The sequence below is a fragment of the Methylotuvimicrobium sp. genome, from assembly GCF_050611805.1.
Classification (GTDB): domain Bacteria; phylum Pseudomonadota; class Gammaproteobacteria; order Methylococcales; family Methylomonadaceae; genus Methylotuvimicrobium.
Map to the genome: position 1 here is coordinate 71,159 of NZ_JBNGHF010000014.1, position 12,551 is coordinate 83,709.

The 12,551-nt window shown below is 51.8% G+C and carries 8 protein-coding genes; 3 read left to right on the forward strand and 5 right to left on the reverse strand.

Annotation, left to right across the window (positions count from 1 at the left end; genetic code table 11):
• Positions 1 to 528 precede the first annotated feature (528 nt).
• The 3 genes from ACRJJO_RS09200 to ACRJJO_RS09210 all read right to left on the reverse strand — a co-directional run bounded on the left by ACRJJO_RS09200 (position 529) and on the right by ACRJJO_RS09210 (position 7,077).
• Entirely contained in the window at positions 529 to 2,607 is a 2,079-nt protein-coding gene (locus ACRJJO_RS09200; protein WP_431065490.1) for a heavy metal translocating P-type ATPase, read from the reverse strand.
• Positions 2,608 to 2,801: 194 nt separating this feature from the next.
• Positions 2,802 to 5,501: an aconitate hydratase AcnA gene (acnA, locus tag ACRJJO_RS09205; protein WP_431065491.1), complete on the reverse strand. Its 2,700-nt coding sequence runs from the start codon at positions 5,499 to 5,501 to the stop codon at positions 2,802 to 2,804.
• A gap of 109 nt (positions 5,502 to 5,610) precedes the next feature.
• Positions 5,611 to 7,077: a sigma 54-interacting transcriptional regulator gene (locus tag ACRJJO_RS09210; protein WP_431065492.1), complete on the reverse strand. Its 1,467-nt coding sequence runs from the start codon at positions 7,075 to 7,077 to the stop codon at positions 5,611 to 5,613.
• 146 nt (positions 7,078 to 7,223) lie between these two features.
• On the opposite strand from ACRJJO_RS09210, the gene ACRJJO_RS09215 reads away from it, so the two are divergent.
• Positions 7,224 to 7,898 carry a PspA/IM30 family protein gene (locus tag ACRJJO_RS09215; RefSeq protein ID WP_431065493.1) on the forward strand — a complete coding sequence of 225 codons (675 nt, stop codon included), beginning with the start codon at positions 7,224 to 7,226 and terminating at the stop codon, positions 7,896 to 7,898.
• Entirely contained in the window at positions 7,885 to 9,204 is a 1,320-nt protein-coding gene (locus ACRJJO_RS09220; RefSeq protein WP_431065494.1) for a hypothetical protein, read from the forward strand. Before ACRJJO_RS09215 ends, ACRJJO_RS09220 begins: the two co-directional genes overlap by 14 nt.
• Before the next feature lie 490 nt (positions 9,205 to 9,694).
• Here the strand turns inward: ACRJJO_RS09220 and ACRJJO_RS09225 are convergent, their stop codons facing one another.
• Together ACRJJO_RS09225 and ACRJJO_RS09230 are read right to left on the reverse strand one after the other, a co-directional pair.
• Positions 9,695 to 10,897, reverse strand: a complete 1,203-nt coding sequence (locus ACRJJO_RS09225; protein WP_431065495.1) for a cation:proton antiporter — start codon at positions 10,895 to 10,897, stop codon at positions 9,695 to 9,697.
• A 146-nt stretch (positions 10,898 to 11,043) separates the two neighbouring features.
• Positions 11,044 to 11,580 carry a GNAT family N-acetyltransferase gene (locus ACRJJO_RS09230; protein WP_431065496.1) on the reverse strand — a complete coding sequence of 179 codons (537 nt, stop codon included), beginning with the start codon at positions 11,578 to 11,580 and terminating at the stop codon, positions 11,044 to 11,046.
• Positions 11,581 to 11,921: 341 nt separating this feature from the next.
• Between ACRJJO_RS09230 and ACRJJO_RS09235 the strand changes: the two genes are divergently transcribed.
• A complete protein-coding gene (locus ACRJJO_RS09235) occupies positions 11,922 to 12,125 on the forward strand; it encodes a hypothetical protein (RefSeq protein ID WP_431065497.1) in 204 nt (67 codons plus the stop codon).
• Positions 12,126 to 12,551 lie beyond the last annotated feature (426 nt).

The following is a 12,551-nucleotide window of genomic DNA, read 5'->3' on the forward strand; positions in this document are numbered from 1 at the left end:
AGGTGCTGGGCCTGTCAAGCGAGTTGCCGAACCCACAACAAAGCTCATAGCTCCTGGACGTTATTTATCATGAAATCCTAGCTGTTAAGACACAGCCTCTGCCGAGACTATTCATTGTAGATACTATCGATTAAATCTTTAAACCAACGGGGACGGAAAACCATGATATACAACATCAGAGATTCTAATATCGGCAACGGTATTATGTGTAAAACAATCAATACCAATAAAAAAACAATACAGATTATCAGTCTTGTAAAAGAGGTTGATTTATTCATTATTGAGCTCCCGGTTATTATTTATTATTCCCAAAGAATAGCTTTTAAAACCATCGCGCCTTTGCTTGCCAATTGAACCTCGTGTGACTTCCGGTCTTATAATTCCGATAAGCGCCAATTCTACGATGCATTTTCGGCTTTATCGGCATGAATTGCCGATATCCAAGTATAGCTAGCATTGCTATCAGGCACCGGATTCCGACAATATCCGGCGAAATGACGCATTATTTCCTTAAGTTAGCGCCTTTGTTTATAATTCCGTCCGGCGCAACAATTGGGCATTCAACGCCACGATCACCGTGCTGGCCGACATCAACACCGCGCCGACCGCCGGCGCGAGCAGGATTCCGGCCCATGCCAGAACGCCCGCCGCGAGCGGAATCGCGACAATGTTGTAGCCCGCGGCCCACCACAAATTCTGCACCATCTTACGATAGGTCGCCTTACTCAGATTGACGATCCTCGACACGTCGCGCGGGTCCGAACGCACCAATACCACATCGCCGGCTTCGACCGCGACGTCGGTGCCGGCGCCGACCGCAATACCGACATCGGCGGTCAATAAGGCCGGCGCATCATTGACGCCGTCACCGACCATCGCGACGCGCTTGCCTTGAGCCTGCAGCTCTTCGATGCGCTTTACCTTGTCTTCGGGCAACACTTGAGCGAACACCGTGTCGATGTTCAACTCCTTAGCCACGGCGTCGGCAACCGCTTGCGAATCGCCAGTCAGCATTGCGACTTCGATGCCGGCTTCATGCAACAGGCGCACCGCTTCGCCGGAAACGGGACGAATCGCATCGGCGATCGCAAAGACCGCTAAAATTCTATCCCCTTCAATGAGATAAATCGCCGCCCGGCCAGATTCGCCAAAGCGGTCGGCGGCTTCCGACAAGGCCTGCGGTATTTCTCTCTCGAACGTTTTTATCAAGGCTGGCCCGCCCACCTGGAGTTTTCGCCCTTCGACGACGGCAGCCACACCTCGGCCGGGTATCGCCTGAAAATCCTGGGCCGAGGGCCATTCAATTTCGTCTTCTTCGGCGCTCTTGAGCAAGGCTCTCGCAATCGGATGTTCCGAATCGCGCTCGACCGCCGCCGCGAGTCGAAGTGCTTCGTTGGGCTCGACACCTTCGGCCGTCATCGTTTCCAAGACGCGGTGCTCGCCCAAGGTCAACGTCCCGGTCTTGTCGAACACCACGATATCCAGATTACGCGCCTCCTCCAACCCCCGGCGATCGCGCACCAATAATCCGCAGCGCGCACCCAACGTCGTCGAAATCGCAATCACGAGCGGCACGGCAAGCCCCAAGGCATGAGGACAGGCGATGACCAGCACCGTCACGACCCGCGTCACGGTGAAATCCATCGTCGCACCGACCAGGGACCACGAAATAAAAGTCAAAGCGCTCGAAACTATCGCGACCAGCGCCAGATAAAACGCCGCGCGGTCGGCCAAGGCCTGAGCCCGAGAGCGTGAAGTTTGAGCCTGATCGACCAAGCGCATGATACCGGCCAAAGCGGTCTTGTCTCCAGTGCCGGTGACTTCGATGCGCAAGGAACCTTCGCCGTTGACCGTGCCGGCAATCACTTCATCGCCCTCGCCTTTCGTCACCGGCTCGGATTCGCCGGTAATCAATGCCTCATTGACCGAACTCTTACCGCTCTTGACGATGCCGTCGGCAGGAACCGCCGCGCCGGGGCGGATCAACAATAAATCGCCGTCTTGCAAGCGGTCAACCGTGACCTCTTCGGTTTCATCTCCTTCGACCAGTCTTAGCGCCGTATCCGGCAGCAACTTCGCCAATTCCTTCAGAGCCCCCTGAGCCTGGAAGATAGAACGCATTTCTATCCAATGTCCCAGTAGCATGATCGCCACCAAAGATGCCAGCTCCCACCACAGCGCATGCCCCTTGAAACCGAACGTGACGGCCAAGCTGTACAAAAAAGCAACGCTGATCGCCAGCGAGATCAAGGTCATCATGCCCGGCAGACGGCTTTGCAATTCGCGCCAGCCACCTTGCAAAAACACCCAACCGCCGTAAAAATAAACCAGCGTGCCGAAAACGGCCGAAACATACCCCGAACCCGGAAAAGCCGGCGCCGTATACGACAACCAGCGTTGCAGCCCATCACTCCAAATCAACGTCGGAACGGCCAGCACCAACGTCAGCCAAAATTTGTCCCGAAACATCTCCACGCTATGGCCTGCATGCTTGTCGTGTCCGGCATGGTTTTTGTATGCCGAATGCGAATGGTCGTCGTTTTTATCGGACTTCGAGGCCCCGGCATGAGGCTCCTGATGTTTATTTTGCTCGTGCGGATGTTTCATGATTGAGCCCCTCCTCCGTTTTTACTTAATGGATGGATTTCGTTCTCGCGCAAAGGCGATAGGGCGCATAGTGTCTATGTTCAAATGCACCGGGTGCGAAGTGTTCAGCTAAAACGGCTTGAATAGCGTAATACCGATTTCGCATCTTTTCTCCGCGGTCCTACGCCCCTCGGCGAGTTCTTTTTTTCTTTTCGTTAACCAGCCCTCAGCTTCTTCAAAACCGTGCGCAATATGCCGCCGTCTCGGTAATATTGAATTTCGATCGGCGTATCGATTCGGCTAGCGGCCTTGAAGGACTTAACGCTCTCGTCCGGCGCGCTTGCGGTCACGTCGACGATTTGTTGCGGAACCGTGTCGTCGGCAATGTCCACCGTAACGATTTCGTCGCCCTTCAGGCCGAGGTTTTGCGCCGATTCGCCAGACATAAACTGCAACGGCAAAATCCCCATGCCGATCAAATTGCTGCGATGGATTCTTTCGTAACTTTCCGCGATTACCGCCTTGACACCCTGCATGAACGGCCCTTTCGCCGCCCAATCGCGGGACGAGCCGGAACCGTATTCCTTGCCCGCCAGAATACAGAGCGGCATTCCGGACTCTTTGTACTTCATCGCGGCATCGAAAAAGGTCATTCGTTCGCCGCTGGGATGATGAATCGTCACATTGCCTTCAGACCCTGGGACCAACAGATTATGGATACGCACATTGGCAAATGTGCCTCTGCACATCACTTGATCGTTGCCGCGACGCGAACCGTAACTATTCCAGTCTTTGCGCTCGACGCCTTTTTCGAGCAGATATAATGCCGCCGGCGAATCGGGCGCAATTTGACCGGCCGGCGAGATATGATCGGTCGTGACCGAACCGCCGAACAGCGCCAACACCCGCATATCGGCTAGACGGCCGATGGTTTCCCGGCCGCCGCCCAGTCCTTCGAAGAACGGCGGCTTTCTGATATAAGTCGACCGTTCGTTCCATTGATAACGCTCGGAACCTGCGACCTCGATCGCCTGCCAAGCCTGAGTACCGGTGAAAACGTCGGCGTAACGCTCCCGGAACATTTCCGGTGTCACAAATTTTCGGACGACTTCATCGATTTCCTCGGTCGTCGGCCAAATATCTTTCAGGAAAACTTGTTCGCCGTCGTTACTTTGACCGATGGCGTCATTTGTCATATCGACAGCGGTCGATCCCGCTAGCGCATAGGCCACCACCAGCGGCGGCGAGGCGAGATAATTGGTTTTGGTGAGCGGATGTACGCGGCCCTCGAAATTCCGGTTGCCGGACAACACCGCAGACACGACCAAGTCATTGTCTACGATGGCCTCTTCCACCGCTGCATCGAGCGGGCCGGAATTGCCGATGCAGGTCGTGCAACCGTAGCCGACCAGATAAAACCCCAATGCTTCCAGATAAGGCAGCAGCCCGGATTGCTTCAAGTATTCGGTCACGACCAGTGAGCCGGGCGCCAACGAGGTCTTGACATAATTTTTGACTTTCAGCCCTTTCTCGACGGCTTTCTTGGCGACCAGGCCGGCGCCGAGCATCACGGAGGGATTACTGGTGTTCGTGCAAGACGTAATCGCGGCGATCACGACGGCGCCATGCGTGATCGTTTCGCAGGCACCTTGGCTCGAAACTACGCCGCAGCGATCGAGATCGCTTTCGGCAAGGCCCATGCCGCGAATGCCGACCGGGGCGGTCAGCGTCTGCCGATAAGTCGGCCCGACTTGGCTCAGCGGAATTCGGTCCTGAGGACGCTTGGGGCCGGCCAGTGCCGGTTCGATTTCGCCGAGATCGACTTCCAGCGTGCGGGTAAATTCGGGCTCCGGCGCATCGTCGGCGCGAAACAGCCCTTGTAGCTTGGCATAGCGTTCGGTGAGCTCGATTTGTTCGGAGCTGCGCCCGGTGAGGCGCATATAACTCAAAGCCGCCTCATCGACCGGAAAAAAACTCACGGTCGAACCTTGCTCCGGGGCCATGTTGCTGATGGTCGCACGGTCCGGAATACTGAGTTGGGACAAACCGGAGCCGTAAAACTCGACGAATTGACCGACGACGCCGAACTCCCTGCACAACTCGGTGATGCGCAGCACCAGATCGGTCGCGGTCACGCCAGGCGGCAGTTTACCGGTCAACTTAATACCGACCACATCCGGTTCGAGCATGTAAATGGGCTGATCCAGAATGACCGCCTCGGCCTCGATGCCGCCGACGCCCCAGGCCAGCACGCCCAGACCGTTGACCATCGGCGTATGCGAATCGGTGCCGACGCAACTGTCGGGATAACACAGATCGTTGCTCTTGTTGTGGAAGACGACTTGAGCCAGATATTCGAGATTGACTTGATGAACGATGCCGGTGGACGGCGGAACCACGCGCAGATTTTGAAAGGCCGATTGCCCCCACTTCAGGAATTCATAGCGTTCTTGATTGCGTTGAAACTCGACCGCTTCGTTCATCGGCAAGGCATTGGCTTTGCCGAAATAATCGACCTGTACCGAATGGTCGATCACCAGATCGCAAGGGATGAACGGATTAATTTTTTTCGGATCGCCACCCAATTCGCTCATCGCATCGCGCATCGCGGCCAGATCGACCAGCGCCGGCACGCCGGTAAAGTCCTGGAGGATGACCCTAGCCGGTTTGTAGGGAATTTCCCGCCTGGAACCTTGCGCCTGCCAACCGGCGAGACCGAGTACATGGTCTTCGGTGATCGAATAACCGTCGCAGTTACGCAGCAGGCTTTCGAGCAGAATTTTTATCGTATGCGGCAAACGGGCAAGGTCGGCAGCGCCGGCGGACTCTAAACTCGCAAGACAGTAATAGGACAACTGACTTGCTCGATCAGGATTCAATAACTGCCGTGCGCCGAAAGGATCGATTAAATTCATGGCGGATACCCTCTTTCGAAGTCGGGAATTTGATTTTTTGTATACCACACTTCTGCCGGATATGACACCGCTTTATCGTTTTGATGTCTTCGAACCCCGAATCAACCTGTCACTTATCCGAGTGAAGATATTTTTTGATTGTCCGGCTATCCAGCCCTGCAATCCGGGCCACCGCCTCGAAACTTTCTAGCCTATCGTACAAAAATCGACAATAGTTTTGCAGCAATTGCTGCGCCGAATAATAACCGCCGGCTTCGCTCCGAAACCCGGTTTGCTCGTTTCCGGCCTGCGGTTTAGGCGCTTGATAGGTACCGGTCAGGCAGATACGCCGTATGCATTGTTCTAATTCCCTAACATTACCGGGCCAGTGATAATCCGGCGGCACAGCTTCGTGTATTTTGGTTTCGATGCGGCCGACCAGTTCCACATCCGGCGACTCGATGACCCGTTCCAACAAGCGCGCGATCAGGCTACGTAATTCATCGGGATTTTCGCATAAGCGCTCCCTCAGGCTGGGCAAGGTAATGACGTCGGAACATAGCCGATAATATAGATCGACTCTGAACAAGCCCTTCTCCAGCAACTGTTCGATCGGACGGTTCGTCGCGCTGATCACTCGGCCTTCGAAACGTTGCAGATCATGACTTCCTACCGGACTGTAAACACGGTCTTGTATCACATTCAGCAATTTCACCTGAATCGGGATGTCGATATCGCCGATTTCATCGATGAATACCGAGCCGTGTCGGCTGCATTGGGCAAACAATCCCGGATGATTATCGATGGCACCGGTGAACGCACCTTTTTTATGGCCGAATAATTCCGATTCGAGCAGGCCGGTGGAATATTGCGACAAATTGATCGCCCTGAATGACGCGGTAAAGCTTTCGGCGAAGCGGTGCGAAACCATGTCGAACGGAATATATCCCGAGCAACCGATAGCTCTCGCCACCAGACTTTTTCCAGTTCCGGTCTCGCCCAACAGCAACAAGGAAAAATCCTCCATGCGATCGCAGAGATAATCGAGATACCAAGCCGGATTGAACGTGAAAATATTATTCCACAAGCGCATACGCAGCTCGAAAATGGCGGAGCACTCGCCCGAGACCGCCTCATCGATAAAGGTGAATGCGCGCTGCAGTTGAAACAGCAAGGCGATGTAATAAGCCGTTTGCTCCCGGGTGAAACCCGCCTGCTCGAATCGACCGACAAGCTCTGCTGCGAATGCAAGTTCGATCGCTTTGTCGCCCGCGTGTTTTTGGGCCTTGATATGCTCGATAAACGGCTGCTGATAACCGTGAAACAGATAGAAAAGCCATGCCAGACACATGACTTCCTGCATGCGTCCCTGAAAGCGGCGGATATCGAATCCGGCTTGCCGCTCCAGCGCTTTGAAGCGCTCATCCAGTATTACTTGTATCGCTTCGCGCCGCTCGACAAACGATAAACTGCCGATGCCGATATCGAGCACTCGGCAGTCCACCTGCTCCCGTTCCTTACTGAAAGGGTTCAAAAACGCCAATTCGGCAATTCGGCTAAAAAAGTCATATTGCTCAGCGGCCAATCTTGTCTTCATAAATTGCTCACCGTGTCGTCATTTTATGACTATCGAGTATAGACCAGCATAACCAAAAAATCCTAATTATTTGATTTTCATAGCTTATAAATGTGGCATTTGTTTTGCACTAGTGACTTTGACTCAACCCGAAACAGGAGCACATCATGAACAACCTAAAACGTATATTCATCACGCTAAAAACCCAACTGGATTCCGTTGCCGACGATTTCGAAAATCATGAAGCGCTAGCCGGCGTCGCGATCAAGGAGCTTGAAGAATGGCGAGTCAAAACGCGCATCCATCAGCATCGATTGCAAAAAATGATCGCGCAATTCGAAGCCAAGCTAAACGAATTACAGAAAGAATCGACGCTGTGGTCGGTACGCGCGGTCAAGATCAGAGAAACCGACGAACAGCGCGCCTTGCAATGCGTCAAGCGTCTGCTTCAAACCCGGCAACAAACCCAATCAACCGAACACCGGCTTCGCGAAGCGCAGGAACAATTTCAACGCTTGCAGGCCGATTTGAGCTCGATCGAAACGCAACTGCGAACACTGAGTGCGCAAAAAGAGGTCCTGGCCGCGCGGCAAAACCGGATTGAACTGCAATCGGCATTTCGAAGCGGCCGCCACAATCCTGCCAAGGAAGCGGAAAGCATTTTCAACCGTTGGGAAGAGTCGATAACAGGCGCCGAATTCTGCCATCCCGACACTGAAAGCACCGATAGCTTTGCCGATGCCTTCATCCAAGAAGAGGAAGCCTTGGAACTGGAAATGCTATTGAACGAATTGAGCGCTAAAACCGGCACAGACCAGGAGAATCCAAATGTACACGAATGATTTCGAATCCAATACGCCCGCCTCTTCGGCTTGGCGGCAGTCTGAACAAGCCGCGCCTAGCTTAACCTGCCAAATCATCCGTTATTTGCGCTGGGCCGGCACGGTCTTGATCATTCTTTCCGCCGTCGGCTTCATGCTGCAAAGCCATGCGGATTTGCTGCCCGCCTACCGCTATTGGGCCGGATTGGGATTTACCTTGGCGCTTTGCGCCGGCGGCCTGGTTTGTACCTATCTTCTCAGAGAAACCACCGGCGCCAGAATCTTCTTCACGCTCGGAGCCGCATTCTTGCCGGTTCAGGTTTCCCAGGTCAGCGCGATGATCTATGCGTTCATACACGGCGGATCGGCGCTGCAACCGGACTACAGTTGGCTGCAGTTTAGCGGAGTTAATCCGCCGCTGATCGCCGTAGACTTCGTCATCACCGTATTTTTACTGATTTCGGTCGGCTATACGGGCTTTTCTATGCTCGCGCGCCGTCAGGTCAAAATCTTGATGCACGCTTTTTTAATGGGCAATCTTTTGTTGTTGCTGCCGGTTCGCGATGCCTTCTGGGTTCCCTTCCTTATCGCGCTGCTGTTCATTCGTCTTAGAACTCTCGAACAAACGCTACAACAAGAAAAAGCCATGCACCTGTTCGAAGGCGTATCGGCCAGAGCATTGACCAGCCTGCCGTTATTGATATTGATCGGCAGAAGTCTGCTGCATCCGTCCTCCGTTTTGCTGACTGCAGTCATCGCAGCGATAACAGCAACGTTCTTCCTTGTAGACATCAAACGCTATACCCGTTCACCCCTGGTCATCTATGCGGCCCAATGGTTCGGCACATTGGCCGCGCTGGGCGCATGGATCGTCGTCGCCGAGGATTATGCCGGCATCGACCACGGCTATTACGGCCTGATGCTGCCGTTATCCGGCCTGTTATTCCTGCTGTCCACGCAAGCCGACTACCATCAAAAGGCTTACCGTTTTTTCGGTTCGGCACTGGCTCTCATCCTAACTTACGGCGCATTACTGAACGATCAAGCCTTTGCGCCTTTATCGGCATTGTCGACGGGCATGGCCCTGAGCTTGGCTGGCTTGAGATACCGCGAAAAAACCCCATTCTTCGCTGGGCAGCTCTGTTTTCTCGGCGGCATTTTGTTTTATTGCTGCTATGCGATCGATGCCTACAGTCATGCTCCATGGCTCAGCTCGATCGGCCTCGGATTGGTCGTACTCTTATCGGCATCCTATCTGGAAAAAAGGCAACAATTGATCATCAGTAAGGTCGATCACTATTGGCAGGAATTGAAAAGCTGGGATTAGTTTTGACGAACAGGCTATTCACCTCACCAAACAACCGACCAAAGCGGTTCGAAGAATTGGCTGAACCGCGCCGGCACATTTCTCTAAAAAGGAGGCGTAACTAAAGCAGCACTGCTTTTCTAAGTGCTAAAGCAGGATGCAATAAACAACTTGCGCCGCATCGATCCCGACCGATGCGGCGCAAGTCCGGAAGCTTACGAGTCATGCTCAAAGACCTGCGTAACTTTGGGCGCTAGACGGTATTTCCGTACATATGGAGTCAAATTTGGACACAGTTAGCGTAAACCAGCTTAGAGATCAACTAAGATCCCTTGAAGAGCATGTAGTTACTAATCATGCCCCCTAAAGGAAACTCGTAGGGCCGGCGAAGCCTTTGTGGTTATGAGTGCAGACGACTAGGAGCAAGAACAGGAAACTCTCTATGTTCTTCAGAACAACAGCCTAATGAAACAGATTGCCGATTCAATGGCAACGCACAACGAATAACTGTTCACGAATTCAAGACTCGTCTTACTAACACCGGGCCAACCGATTCAAAGATAATGGTAGAGAAAACCACAACCGGGAGAATGGTGTCGCGGACTTCCGGAAACTGCTCGGCTGCCAGCAACGCCATACCAATTGCTATACCTGCCTGCGGCGTCAGAGCCAAGCCAATATTGCGGGGGAGTGTTTTCTGCTTAGCTCTGATAAACAACACTGCGAGAAAACCGCCAAACATACGACCTGCCAGTCGCAAGATAATATAAAGGACTGTCAGCCCGACTGCATCAACTACTTTATACAAATCAATGCTGGCGCCGGAGAGCACAAAAAAGAATACCAAAAACGGCCATTCTATATGTTCAATCTCCCGGAAGGATCGAGTATGGTGGGATGATAGGTTTGCCACCATAGTACCGGCAACCATGGACGCCAAAAGTGAAGACACATCCAGCAATGAGGACAACCCTGTAAGTAAAAGAATTACAGCAATTGCTTCGACCTGGGTCGGTTCTCCTGGTCGGAGACGACCGGTAAGCCAAGCCGCTGGCAAGCCGATCAACACGCCAAGGACTATTGAGCCGCCAAGCTCCCAAAAGGCGTGCAGCAAAGCCTGCTGCCCGTTGCCACTCAATACCCATCCAAGAACTGCCATACAGAACCCGAATACAACAATACCCCAAGCATCATCGATGGCTACGATGCCCAGCAACACCTTGGCTCGTAAGCGGGTGTCCCCGCTTTCCCTGATGGTTTCACTAACAGCCGCGGGATCGGTCGCGACTGAAAGGGCAGCCAGCGAGATTGTAATTGCAAGGGGAAAGTTCAGCATCAGTAAACCGGCGGCAACCATAAATCCACTAACTGCAGTCACGAACAGTGAGATAATCAGAATCAGTGGCCCGGTAAACCGCAGCCGGTAGATCTTCAATTCGCTACCTAGCAGAAAGGCCACCATAACCAGGGCTAAGGTGATCAGCGGTTCACTTAGCCCGTCCAGCAAAGGCCCACTCTGATTGCCCAAGCATACCTGCTGCACAAAAGCAATCCCGACCCCGACCAGTACCAGAATCGATATCCGTGGCACGCTGGTGCGTTTAGCCAGAGTATCGGCAAAAATGCTGATGGACAAAATAACACCCATCAGAACAATGTTCAGTGTGGATTGGTTAAAATTTATGGATAGCCAGCCGTGAAAGTAATCAATCATATGGACTACTCGATCTTTGTCTTCGCGAAATCACTTCATTTTTTGACGAAACACATAACCGTTCACATAACCGGCAGCAAAAAGCAGAGCGAGGTGCGAGCGGCGCTTTTGCTGCCCGAGTGCATTTGATTATTATGTTATTTTGTTTACCAATAAACGGGGTCATTGAATTCCTTGACGCACGCAGGACGTCCATTAATAGTCGGAATTGACCCTCCCGATAAAGATTGGCCGAGCCATCCGAATGGCATTGAAAGCTTTAGCGGTGCCTTAATAACATTTTCTGAAAGTGGCTGAAACCCCACCTTTGAATAAAAGGATGGATCGCCATATGTGACAACAACATTCACAGAGCGTTTTTTGAGTTCATTAAGCCCATAATTGATTAGTGCCTGTCCGATGCCTTTTTCCTGATGTTCAGTGCTCACTGCAACCGGGGCGAGCATGTAAACCTGAATAGGTTCATTAAACTGTAGGCGAGTAAAGAAAATAGAGCCTATGAGTGATTCATTTTCATAGACACCGAAACAGATTGTTTCTTCATTGTCGATGCTTGATGCCAACTCTGAAGAAAGATTGCCAATTAATATACCTTCCTTTTTACCCTCTGATGAGGCGAATACAGAAGTAAACAAACCTGCCACCTCTTTTTGCTTTGATTTGTCGAGGGTTTTGTAGTCCATGCTTTCCCTTTTTATATCTCAATGCTTGTTGGTTGCTGAACATAACAAGTTATTTTCTAGATCTCCATATCTTGTTCAGCTAGACTCGCTCATTAGGTCAATTTCTTTCTGAAAGCCTTGTCGTTTTATTTGGGATAACATATATTCCTGCCTTAAAACAACAATTACAGAAAGTCTCGCACGGTAAATTTGTGCCAACCCCCAAAATCATGAAAAATCAGCGTTTTTTGGGTTACATGAAAATTCTATCCATTTGATTTTAATTGATTTAAGTAATTGGTGCCTGCAATTTTCAAATGCTATCCGGGAGTTGATGTATTTCTTTGCTTTTAATGGTATTAATGATCAGGACAAATTTACCCTGGAAAGTCTCGGCTCTCCATGAAGCCGACCTTAAAACCGATTATGCAGGTGTATTTTTACCGGATCAATCAGGAAAAAAATATAAAAATGCCGCTAAAGATTTCATTTGGCAGTGGTTTTCCCCTCAACAATCGTTAACATGGGTCACGGAAACGCAAGAACGTAAGCGCATCATATCCTGAGTCGGTGGCACAGAAAGCGATCAAACGCGCCGTAAATGATGCCAAATTGATCAAACGGGCAACCGTCCATACTTTGCGGCATTCCTTCGCCAACCAATTATGACATTCGCACTATTCAGGAATTACCGGGCACAGCGATGTCAGAACCACGATGATTTATACCCATACAGCCCTAATACACGCCATCCATGGCGTAATGCAAAATCTGCATTCACGCTATCATAGACGCTTGAGTCGCCGCCAATCCTACGCGGACGTATTCACCCAACACCTAAATTCCATAGCCCATTGGCTATGGTTAACCATCTTTAGATATTTTAGGCACTGGGCCTGTCAAGCGAGCACCCTAACCTAGGCTAAGCTACATAGTCCCGGGAAGTTATCTGTCGCGAAACCCTAATGAAAAAAACCAATTCGATACGACCA

What these genes read in the sequence shown, in the direction of transcription:
- ACRJJO_RS09235 (WP_431065497.1), top strand. Translation starts at nt 11,922, where the DNA reads ATGATCAGGACAAATTTACCCTGGAAAGTCTCGGCTCTCCATGAAGCC.
- ACRJJO_RS09210 (WP_431065492.1), bottom strand. Translation starts at nt 7,077, where the DNA reads ATGAAGACAAGATTGGCCGCTGAGCAATATGACTTTTTTAGCCGAATT.
- ACRJJO_RS09230 (WP_431065496.1), bottom strand. Translation starts at nt 11,580, where the DNA reads ATGGACTACAAAACCCTCGACAAATCAAAGCAAAAAGAGGTGGCAGGT.
- ACRJJO_RS09220 (WP_431065494.1), top strand. Translation starts at nt 7,885, where the DNA reads ATGTACACGAATGATTTCGAATCCAATACGCCCGCCTCTTCGGCTTGG.
- ACRJJO_RS09215 (WP_431065493.1), top strand. Translation starts at nt 7,224, where the DNA reads ATGAACAACCTAAAACGTATATTCATCACGCTAAAAACCCAACTGGAT.
- acnA (WP_431065491.1), bottom strand. Translation starts at nt 5,501, where the DNA reads ATGAATTTAATCGATCCTTTCGGCGCACGGCAGTTATTGAATCCTGAT.
- ACRJJO_RS09225 (WP_431065495.1), bottom strand. Translation starts at nt 10,897, where the DNA reads ATGATTGATTACTTTCACGGCTGGCTATCCATAAATTTTAACCAATCC.
- ACRJJO_RS09200 (WP_431065490.1), bottom strand. Translation starts at nt 2,607, where the DNA reads ATGAAACATCCGCACGAGCAAAATAAACATCAGGAGCCTCATGCCGGG.